The organism is Rubrivivax gelatinosus, from assembly GCF_016583785.1.
GTDB lineage: Bacteria > Pseudomonadota > Gammaproteobacteria > Burkholderiales > Burkholderiaceae_C > Rubrivivax > Rubrivivax gelatinosus_B.
Genome location: NZ_NRRU01000150.1, coordinates 1 through 8,823 on the forward strand (window position 1 = coordinate 1; position 8,823 = coordinate 8,823).

Annotated in this window: 7 protein-coding genes; 5 read left to right on the forward strand and 2 right to left on the reverse strand. The window is 73.8% G+C overall.

Features of this window, described 5'->3' with window-relative positions:
* Together CKO43_RS23915 and CKO43_RS23920 are read left to right on the forward strand one after the other, a co-directional pair.
* Positions 1-1,661: LuxR family transcriptional regulator (locus CKO43_RS23915; protein ID WP_200380216.1), on the forward strand; the 1,661-nt coding region annotated here is incomplete at its 5' end.
* 126 nt (positions 1,662-1,787) lie between these two features.
* The gene (locus tag CKO43_RS23920) at positions 1,788-2,510 is read left to right on the forward strand and encodes a hemerythrin domain-containing protein (RefSeq protein ID WP_200380217.1); all 723 of its coding nucleotides are present in this window, start codon (positions 1,788-1,790) and stop codon (positions 2,508-2,510) included.
* On the opposite strand, the gene CKO43_RS23925 is transcribed toward CKO43_RS23920, so the two are convergent.
* Together CKO43_RS23925 and CKO43_RS23930 are read right to left on the reverse strand one after the other, a co-directional pair.
* Complete coding sequence (locus CKO43_RS23925) at positions 2,511-3,782, reverse strand: mechanosensitive ion channel family protein (protein WP_200380218.1); 1,272 nt, start codon at positions 3,780-3,782, stop codon at positions 2,511-2,513.
* A complete protein-coding gene (locus tag CKO43_RS23930; protein WP_200232296.1) occupies positions 3,782-4,717 on the reverse strand; it encodes a histone deacetylase family protein in 936 nt (311 codons plus the stop codon). Before CKO43_RS23930 ends, CKO43_RS23925 begins: the two co-directional genes overlap by 1 nt.
* Positions 4,718-4,753: 36 nt before the next feature.
* Between CKO43_RS23930 and CKO43_RS23935 the strand changes: the two genes are divergently transcribed.
* From CKO43_RS23935 to CKO43_RS23945, 3 genes are read left to right on the forward strand one after another with little or no spacing between them, the layout of a single operon-like run.
* Positions 4,754-5,680 (forward strand): AAA family ATPase, encoded by a 927-nt coding sequence (locus CKO43_RS23935; RefSeq protein ID WP_242481328.1) that lies wholly within the window; start codon positions 4,754-4,756, stop codon positions 5,678-5,680.
* Positions 5,677-6,639: a DUF58 domain-containing protein gene (locus CKO43_RS23940; RefSeq protein WP_200380220.1), complete on the forward strand. Its 963-nt coding sequence runs from the start codon at positions 5,677-5,679 to the stop codon at positions 6,637-6,639. The genes CKO43_RS23935 and CKO43_RS23940 overlap by 4 nt, the downstream gene beginning before the upstream one ends.
* On the forward strand, positions 6,630-8,648 hold the full coding sequence (locus tag CKO43_RS23945) for a transglutaminase family protein (RefSeq protein WP_242478169.1): 2,019 nt from the start codon (positions 6,630-6,632) through the stop codon (positions 8,646-8,648). Before CKO43_RS23940 ends, CKO43_RS23945 begins: the two co-directional genes overlap by 10 nt.
* Positions 8,649-8,823 lie beyond the last annotated feature (175 nt).

The following is an 8,823-nucleotide window of genomic DNA, read 5'->3' on the forward strand; positions in this document are numbered from 1 at the left end:
TGCACGACCTGTTCCGCGAGACGCTGCTCGAACGCCTGCGGCTGGAGCGGCCCGACGAATGGCCCGCACTGTGGCGCGCCGCCGCCGCCGGCGAGAGCGACCCGGCGCGCCAGCTGCCGATGCTGCTGCATGCCGGCGACGTCGACGGCGCCGCCACGGCGCTGCTGGCGCAGGCGCCGACGCTGCTGACCGACGGCGCGCCGGCCACCGTAGCCCACCTGCTGGCGCTGTTCCCGGAGAGCTTTGCCGCCAGCTCGCCGGCGCTGCACGAGGTGCGCGGCCTGCTCGCCTGGGCGCGCTGGGACTTCCCGGCGATGCTGCAATCGATGCGCGCCGCCGAGCGCGGCTGGGCCGAACGTGGCGAGGCCGACCGCGCGCGTGCCGCGGTGGCGCATCAGTCGCTGGCGCTGAACGCGCTCGGCCGCCACGTCGAGAGCGCGGCGCGCCTCGGGCCGCTGCGGCGCGAGGCGATGTCGCGCGACACGCGCGTCGTCGTGCTCGTGGCCTGCACCTGGCACGCGCTGGACCTGGGCTCGCTGCACCGGCTGGGGCCGCTGCTCGACGAGCTGGTCGTACTGCTGGAGAGCTGCGACGACGCCTCGCTCTGGTACCGCGCGCACCCGCTGCCGCGGCTCAACGGCCTGCCCGGCACCGAAGCCGCGCTGCAGCGCTACGTGCGCGGTGCGTTGCGCGTGGCCGGCGACCGGCCGCTGCCGCTGCGTGCGCTGGCGCGTTTGCAGGCCGGCTGGCACCACGCCTGGCAGCGCGCCGACCTCGCCGCCGCCGAGCAGGAACTGGCCGCGGTGCTGGAAGACTGCCGCTGGCTCGGCGAGCCGGCCAACGTCGCCGGCAGCGCGCAGCTGCTGGCGGCCTTCGTGCACGCGCTGCGCGGCGAACGCGAGCCGGCGCTGGCGGCAGCCGAGCGCCTGGTCGACGAACACCCGCAGGCGCGTGGCCCGGCCTCGCTGTGGGTGCTGCGGCTGCACGCGGCGCGTGTCGCCGCCCGCTTCGACGACCGCGAGCGCCTGGTGCGCCACTTCGAATGGCTCCAGGGCCATCCGTCTGCCGACGGCTTCGCCGCCGCAGCGCAGGCGAGCCAGATCGAGGCCCTGGCCGGCCACGTCCAGCGGCTGACGGGCCACGCCGACGCGGCCATCGAATGCTGGAGCCGCGCGCTCGAATGCGAGGAAGCCATCGACCGCCTGGGCCACGCCGTCGAGGTGCGGCTGTACCGCGCCGCGGCGCTGCTGAACCGGGGCCGGCGCGAGAGCGCGGCCGCGGAGCTGGCGACCGCCGTGCACCGCGTGGCCGGTGGCGCCGGCCCCGGCGCGGCGCTGTTCGCCCGCCCGGCGATCGAGGCCCTGGCTGCCGCCGACTGGACCGGCGCGCTGCCCGACGAGGCCGTCAGCGTGCTCGGCGGCTGGCTCGGCCGCGCCTTCGCGCCGGTGGCGGCACCGGCGGCCGCGCTGCCCGGCGGCCTGAGCGCGCGCGAGTGGGAGGTGCTGGAGCGCATCGCCGCCGGCGACAGCAACAAGCTGATCGCGCGCGCTCTGGACCTGAGCCCGCACACCGTCAAGCGCCACGTCGCCAACATCCTCGACAAGCTGGGCGCCGCCTCGCGCGGCCAGGCCGCGGCCTGGTACGCCGTGCAGCGCGCCTGAGGCCGCCGGCTGCTGGCCCGTCGCGGCGGCAGCGATGGCTCCAGCGGGCGATGGCAGCGCAGGGGCCGATGCCCAGACTTCGGTTCCACGCCGGCCGCAGGGCGCTGGCGCCAACGAGGAACTGCAATGGATACCGTCTCCGCCCAGCCGGGCAACCCCTACGCCGCCGCCGCCGTGCCGGCAACGCGCTTCGACATCTACGTCTTCATCCACAAGGCGCTGCGCGAGTTCATGCACCACACCGTCGCCGCCGTCGGCGCGATGGACGTAGCCGATGCCGGCGAACGCGCCGAGGTCTGCGACCAGGTCGAGCTGCTGCTGGCCACGCTGCGCGGCCACGTGCAGCACGAGAACGACTTCATCCACACCGCGATCGAGGCGCGCCGCCCGGGTGGCGCCGCCGACACCACCGAGGACCACGTCGGCCACTTGGAGGCGATCGCCAACCTCGAGGACGAGGCGCACGCGCTGCGCAGCGCCGCGCCCGGTCAGCGCGCGGCGCTGGCACTGCGGCTTTACCGCCACCTCGCGGTCTTCGTCGGCGAGAACCTGCTGCACATGCAGGTCGAGGAGACGCACAACAACGCCGCGCTGTGGGCGCTGTACCGCGACGACGAACTGCTCGAGCTGCACGAGCGCCTGATGGCGACGATCCCGCCGCAGGAGATGGCGCTGGTGCTGCGCTGGATGGCGATGGCGCTCAGCGTGCCCGAGCTGGCGATCCTGTTTGCCGAGCTGCGCGCCAAGGCGCCGCCGCAGGCCGTCGAAGCGCTGCTGGGCGTGGTGCGCGAGCCGGTGCCGGCGCCGCGCTGGGCGCGGCTGGCCATGGCGATCGGGCGCCAGCCCTGATCAGTCGGCCGCGGCGTCGCCGACCTGGCGCACGACACGCTGCGGGAACGGGATCTCGACGCCCTCGGCGTTGAGCGTGCGCAGCAGCGCCAGGTTGACCGCCGAGCGCACGTTGCCGGCGCCGTTGTGCGGGTCGTCGATCCAGAAGCCTATCGTCAGCTCCAGGCCGTCGGAGGCGAAGGCGCTGAGCGTCACGGCCGGCCCCGGGTCGGCAAGCACACGCGGCACCGCGGCGACCGCGGCGACGAGCTTGGGCATCAGCGCCTCGACATCGGTCTCGTAACCCACCTGGACGACGGTCGACAGCGCCACGCGCGCGTCGGCCAGCGACGAGTTCTCGACACGCTGCACGATCATCATCTCGTTCGGGACGATGGACTCGCGGCCGTCGAGCGCGCGGATCACGGTGTAGCGCGTGTTGATGTCGGTGATGCGCCCGGCAAAGCCATCGACCGTGACCATGTCGCCGATGCGCACGCTGCGCTCGGCCAGGATGACGAAGCCGCTGACGTAGTTGGCCGCCAGCTTCTGCAGGCCGAAACCCAGGCCGACGCCGATCGCGCCGCCGAGCACGCCGAGCGCCGTCAGGTCGATGCCGGCGGCCGACAGCGCCAGCACCAGACCGACGAACAGCAGCAGCGAACGCAGCAGGTTCGACGCCATCTTGCGCACCGACAGGTTGTCGCCCGCGCCCTTGAGCAGCCGCTGCTCGAGCACCTGCGAGATCCACAGCGTCAGCACCAGCACGATCGAGGTGTTGAAGATCGCCTCGATGACGCTGCCCACCGACAGCTTGACGCTGCCCACCTTCCACGTGATCGCGTCGAGCTCGGCCATCGCCAGCGGCAGCACGCCGGTGATCCACAGCACCGCGCCGATCCAGGCGATCCAGGAGACGCTGCGCTCGACGACGCGCATCAGCTGCGATTTCGGGAAGGCCTGCTGCAGCACCCGCACCGTGAGCCGGATCAGCACCAGCGACATCAGCACCGGCACCGCCAGGCGGAACACCGCGCGCGGCACGGCGTCGCCGAGTATCCATTCGCCGGCGACCGCGAACAGCAGCGCCAGCACCGGGAACAGCACGCCGTCGACGCCGCGCCGTCCGAGCCAGATGGAGCCGTCGTGCTGCACGCGGCTGGCGATCGCGCGCACCAGCAGCCAGGCCAGCGCCAGGCAGAGCACGACGATGCCCAGTTCGATCAGGGCACCGGGAGCCCGCAGCGAGTCGAAGATCTGGCCGAGCCGGTCGGCCGTTGCGGAGCGCACCATCAGACGTCGGCCAGCACCCGCAGATGAGCCGCGACGCTGCGCGCCAGCGCGCTCAGGTTGTAGCCGCCTTCCAGCACCGAGACCACGCGCGCGCCGGCGCTGCGCTCGGCGACGCCGACGACCTGGCGCGTGATCCACTCGAAGTCGGCCTCGACCAGGCCGAGCTGGCCCATGTCGTCCTCGCGGTGGCCGTCGAAACCCGCGGAGATGAAGACCATCTGCGGCGCGAACTCCTCGAGCCGCGGCATCCACATCGCCATCAGCGTCTCGCGCAGCTCGCCGCCGCGCGTGTACGGCGGGATCGGCACGTTGACCATGTTCTCGCCCTTGGGCACGGCGCCGCTGTACGGGTACAGCGGGTGCTGGAAGAAGCTGCACATCAGGATGCGCTCGTCGCCGGCGACGATGTCCTCGGTGCCGTTGCCGTGGTGCACGTCGAAGTCGATGATCGCCACCCGCTTCAGGCCGCGCACGTCGAGCGCGTGGCGCGCCGCGATCGCGACGTTGTTGAAGAAGCAGAAACCCATGGTCTCGTCGCGCGTCGCGTGGTGGCCCGGCGGGCGCACCGCGCAGAAGGCGTTGCGCGCGCGGCCGTCGATGACGTCGTCGGTCGCGGCGATGCAGGCGCCGGCGGCACGCAGCGCGGCGCGCCAGGTGTCGGGGCAGGCGATGGTGTCGTGGTCGAGCGCACGCGGCTGGCCGCTTTCCTGGATCTGCAGCAGCGCGTCCTGCAGTTGCAGCACGTAGCCGGCGCTGTGCGCGCGTTCGATCTGTTCGAGCGTGGCCTGCGGTGCGTCGCGGAAGTCGAGCGCGACGTCCAGCCCGGTGGCCAGCAGGTGGTCGGAGATCGCGTCCAGGCGCTGCGGGCACTCGGGGTGCCCCGGCCCCATGTCGTGCATTCGGCACTCGGCATGGCTGTAGAACGCGGTCGTCATGGGTCGGCGTTGTTGTTTCGGGTTATGGTCCCGCGCATGGACTCGAGCCTTGCGCGCCAGATCTCCAGGCTGGTCGACCAGATTAGCACGATCATCGTCGGCAAAAGGCCGCAGATAGAAGACAGCGTGGCCTGCCTGCTGGCCGCCGGACACCTGCTGATCGAGGACGTCCCGGGCGTCGGCAAGACGACGCTGGCGCACGCGCTGGCGGTGTCGCTGGGCCTGTCGTTTTCGCGCGCGCAGTTCACCGCCGACCTGATGCCCAGCGACCTGATCGGTGTCAGCGTCTTCGAGCGCCAGGGCGACAGCTTCGTCTTCCACCCCGGGCCGGTGTTCGCGCAGGTGCTGCTGGCCGACGAGATCAACCGCGCCGGCCCCAAGACCCAGAGCGCGCTGCTCGAGGCGATGGAGGAGCACCAGGTCTCGATCGACGGCCAGACGCGTGCCCTGCCGCGGCCCTTCTTCGTCATCGCGACGCAGAACCCGAGCGACCAGCTCGGCACCTACCCGCTGCCCGAGAGCCAGCTCGACCGCTTCCTGCTGCGCATCACGCTCGGCTACCCCGACCGCGCCAGCGAACGCGCGCTGCTTGCCGGCGGCGACCGGCGCGACCTGACGGCGCGCCTGGAGCCGGTGATGCGCCCCGATGACCTGCTCACGGCGCAGCAGGCGGTGCTGCGCGTCAAGGTCAGCGAGCCGCTGCTGGACTATCTGCAGGCGCTGATCGCGGCCACGCGTTCGGGGCGCTGGTTCGTGCAGGGCCTGTCGCCGCGCGCCGGCATCGCGGTGCTGCGTGTGGCCCGGGCACGCGCGCTGATGGCCGGGCGCGACTGGGTCGCCCCCGAAGACCTGCAGGCGCTGCTGCCGCAGGCGATCGCGCACCGGCTGCAGCCGGTGGCCGGCGCCGGCCGCGGTGCCATCGAGCAGGTGCGCGCGCTCGTCGAGGCCACCCCGATCCCGTGATCGCAGCCGCCCGCGCCGCTTTCGAGCGCTGGCTCGAGCGCCGGCTGCCGGCCACCGACGCCTGGGCGCTGACGCAGCGCAGCGTCTACATCGTGCCCACGCATGCCGGCATCACCTTCGCCGCGACGCTGCTGGCGATGCTGCTGGCCTCGATCAACTACCAGCTCAACCTGGGCTACGTGCTGACCTTCCTGCTTGCCGGCGCCGGCAGCGTCTCGATGCACATGACGCACGGCACGCTGCGCGGGCTGACGCTGCACCTGAAAGCGCCGCGGCCCGGTTTCGCCGGCGAGCCGGCCGCGGTCGAGATCGTGCTGACCAACCCCGGGCGCCGCAGCCGCCACGGCATCGCGCTGCGCTGGCGCGTGCGCGACGGCAGCGGCGCCGGCTTCGCCTGGTGCGACGTCGCCGCCGGCGCGCAGGCCGCCGTGCAGCTGTCGGTGGTGCCGGCGCAGCGCGGCTGGCACCCGCTGCCGCTGATCGTTGCCGAGACGGTGTTCCCCTTCGGCCTGTTCCGCGCCTGGACGGTGTGGCGGCCGGCGGCGCGCGCCCTGGCCTGGCCGCGGCCGCTGGCACCGGCACCGGCGCTGCCGCCGGCCACGGCGCAGCCGGGCGGGCAGCGCGCGCCGGCCAGCGCGCACGCCGGCCACGAGTTCGACGGCGTGCGCCACTACCGCCGCGGCGACTCGCTGCGCCAGGTGGTCTGGAAAAAGGTCGCTCAGACCGGCGAACTGGTCAGCCGCGAAGGCCGCAGCGAAGGACAGCGCGAACTCTGGCTGGACTGGGCCGACACCGGCGGCGACAGCGAGCGCCGCGTCTCCTGCCTGGCCGCCTGGGTGCAGGCCTGCGAACACGCCGGTCTGGTCTGGGGCCTGCGCCTGCCGGGCCAGGAACTGGCGCCGGGCAGCGGCGACACGCAGCGCCGCAGCGCGCTCGACCGGCTCGCGACATGGCGCTGAACCGCCTGGCCTCGCGCCTGCAGCGCCTGCCGCGCGAGGCGCGCGACACCTTGTTCCTGCTCGCCGTCATCGCCTGGACGTTGGCGCCGCACCTGGCGCAGGTGCCGGCCTGGTGTGGCGCGATGGCGGCGCTGATCCTCGGCTGGCGCGCCTGGCTGGCACTGACGAGCCGGCCGCTGCCGGGGCGGCTGGTGCTGGTCGCGCTGCTCGTCGCCGCCGGTGCGCTGACTTTCTGGAGCGAGCGCACGCTGCTGGGCAAGGACGCCGGCGTCACGCTGATCGTCGTGCTGATGACGCTCAAGACGCTGGAGCTGCGTGCGCGCCGCGACGCGCTCGTCGTCTTCTTCCTCGGCTTCTTCCTCGTGCTGACCAACTTCCTGTACTCGCAGAGCCTGCCGGTGGCGCTGTCGATGCTGCTGTCGGTCTGGGGCCTGCTGACGGCGCTGGTGCTGGCGCACATGCCGGTGGGCCGGCCGCCGCTGCGGCAGGCCGGCGCGCTGGCGGCACGCGCGGCGCTGCTGGGCGCGCCGATCATGGTGGTGCTGTTCCTGCTGTTCCCGCGCGTCGGCCCGCTCTGGGGCCTGCCGCAGGACGCCGCCGGCCGCACCGGGCTGTCGGGCACGATGCGCCTGGGTGCCATTGCCGAGGTCGCCAACGACGACTCGATCGCGCTGCGGCTGCGGTTCCCGGACGGCGCCGCGCCACCACCCGAGGCGATGTACCTGCGCGGCCCGGTGCTCGGGCGTTTCGACGGCCGCACCTGGGAGCGTGTGCCCGAGAACCTGGGCGGCGCGACGCGTGTCGAGCTGCTGGGTGCGCCGGTGCGCTACGAGATGACGCTCGAGCCCAGCCGGCTGCCGCTGCTGCCACTGCTGGAACTGACTCCGGCACGCGCCGACGCCGCACCGGTTCTGGAGGGCTGGAATGTGCGCCTTCGCCAGGACCTGCAGTGGCAGCTCGACCGCCCGCTCACCGACCGCGTGCGCCTGAGCGCCACGGCCTGGCCCGGGCACCGCATCGGCCCGCGCGCGACGCCGCCGCTGGTGGCCGAGAACCTCGAACTGCCGCCCGGGTTCAACCCGCGCACGCTGGCCTGGGCGCGGGCGCTGCGGGCACGGCCCGAGTACAGCGGGGCCGACGCTGGGGTGCTGGCCGCGGCGCTGCTGCGCGAGGTCGGCGCGGGCGGCTACGGCTACACGCTCGAGCCCGGCCCCTATGGCCGCGACGCGATCGACGAGTTCTGGCTCGATCGCAAGCTGGGTTTCTGCGAACACTTCGCCGCCGCCTTCGTCGTCGCGATGCGCGCGATGGGCGTGCCGGCGCGCATCGTCACCGGTTACCAGGGCACCGACCCGGCGCCGGTCGACGGCTGGTGGATCGTGCGCCAGAGCAACGCCCACGCCTGGGCCGAGTACTGGCAGCGCGGCGTCGGCTGGGTGCGCGCCGACCCGACCGCCGCGGTCGCACCCGAACGCGTGCAGCGCGGGCGCAGCCTGGCGCCGCAGCCGGGTTTCGTCGCCGGCGCGATCGGCAACGTCGACCCGGCGCTGGCGGCGCGCCTGCGCACTGCCTGGGAGTTGCTGGACAACCGCTGGAACCAGCTGGTGCTGAACTACTCGCGCACGCGCCAGTTCGAGCTGCTGCGAGCGCTGGGTGTCGAGTCGCCCGACTGGGAGGACCTGGCGCGCGCACTGGTGCTGCTGGCGGCGGCCGCGTCCGCCGCCGGTGCCGGCTGGGCCTTCTGGGACCGCCACCGCCAGGACCCCTGGCAGCGGCTGCAGGCGCGCGTGCAGCGCGCGCTGGCAGCGCGCGGTGTCGAGGTCGGCCCGCAGCACGGACCGCGTGCGCGCGCCGAGCGCGTACGCGCCCGCCTGGGCGGGCGCGGCGAGGCGCTGGCACTGGAACTGGAAACGCTGGACCGGCTGCGTTACGGCGAAGGTGTCGCGGCGCCGTCGCGGCGCTGGTGGCCCGGTTTCGCCAGGGCCTTGCGCGCAGCCGGCCGCCCATAATGGCCCGATGCCCGCCCCGAAGTCCGCCCTCGCGAGCATCGCACTGATCGCTCTGGCCCTGGCCGCGCCGCCCGCGGCGCTGGCGGCCGAAAAACCCGCCCGCAAACCCGCCACGGCGAAACACGCCGCCGCGAAGAAGAAGCCCCGGGCCGCCCCCGCCGCGCCGCTGTATGGC

Excerpts from the sequence above, each read along its gene's own strand:
- CKO43_RS23920 (WP_200380217.1), top strand. The coding sequence starts at position 1,788 with ATGGATACCGTCTCCGCCCAGCCGGGCAACCCCTACGCCGCCGCCGCC.
- CKO43_RS23925 (WP_200380218.1), bottom strand. The coding sequence starts at position 3,782 with ATGGTGCGCTCCGCAACGGCCGACCGGCTCGGCCAGATCTTCGACTCG.
- CKO43_RS23930 (WP_200232296.1), bottom strand. The coding sequence starts at position 4,717 with ATGACGACCGCGTTCTACAGCCATGCCGAGTGCCGAATGCACGACATG.
- CKO43_RS23935 (WP_242481328.1), top strand. The coding sequence starts at position 4,754 with ATGGACTCGAGCCTTGCGCGCCAGATCTCCAGGCTGGTCGACCAGATT.
- CKO43_RS23945 (WP_242478169.1), top strand. The coding sequence starts at position 6,630 with ATGGCGCTGAACCGCCTGGCCTCGCGCCTGCAGCGCCTGCCGCGCGAG.